This is a genomic window from Xanthobacter sp. BG11Y11_SDJG (assembly GCF_057364445.1).
On sequence record NZ_JBNFNU010000763.1, the window covers coordinates 1 to 931 of the forward strand.

Genomic DNA, 931 nt, shown 5'->3' on the forward strand with positions numbered 1-931 from the left:
CAGCCAGGCCGGGCCGGACGGCACAGTCCGCCCGGACCCCGCCGCGTCGGTGCCGCTCGCCTCGATCCCCCCGCGCCATGGACCCAACCCGTTGTTTCACGTCCAGCTCCCGCTCGCCCGGCGGGACGGGTGGTCCCGTCCCGGTCGGTCCCGCAGTCCGTCCCCGGCGACCTGCGCCGCTTGGCCGAGCCGTCCTGCCGAGCCGTCCGGATCCTGCGACGCCTGGCAGGCTCCGGATGATCCGCAACATTGTATGGGTCTGCGGCGCCACGCAACGGGGACGAAGGCCGACCTTCGTCGGCGCGCGCCGCCCTCAGTCCGTCCCGGCGCCCAGCAGGGCCTCGATCATCAGCATGTCGCGCCAGGCGAGGCGCTTGCCTGCGGGCGTGCGCAGCAGATAGGCGGGGTGGAAGGTGGCGATGGCCTTTATGGTCCGCGTTCCGGTGTCGTAGTCCATCACCCGGCCGCGCAGGCGGGTGATGCCCTCGGTAGTGGCGAGCAGCGCCTGCGCCGAGGGGCCGCCGAGGCACACCAGCACATCCGGGTCGGCCAGCGCGATCTGCCGGGTGATGAAGGGCAGGCAGATGGCGGTCTCCTGCGGCGTCGGCGTGCGGTTGCCGGGCGGGCGCCAGGGGATGACGTTGGCGATGTAGGCGCGCGTGCGGTCGAGGCCGATGGCGCCGAGCATCAGATCGAGCAGCCGCCCCGAGCGGCCGACGAAGGGCAGGCCCTGCTCGTCCTCGTCGCGGCCCGGCGCCTCGCCCACGAACATCACCTTGGCCGCGGGATTGCCGTCGGCGAACACGAGGCGGCTCGCGGTCTTCTTCAGCGCGCAGCCCCTCGAAGCCCCTCCATGATGGCGCGCAGGCGCCTCCAGGCTGTCGGCCGCGCGCGCCGCTTTCCCCGGGCGGCCATGGCGGCGGCGTCGGGC

Annotated in this window: 1 pseudogene; it reads right to left on the reverse strand. The window is 74.0% G+C overall.

Annotated elements, in window-relative coordinates:
- Nucleotides 1-313: 313 nt before the first annotated feature.
- Nucleotides 314-931 (reverse strand): annotated as a pseudogene (locus AC2W7M_RS26370) (uracil-DNA glycosylase); the annotation flags it as partial.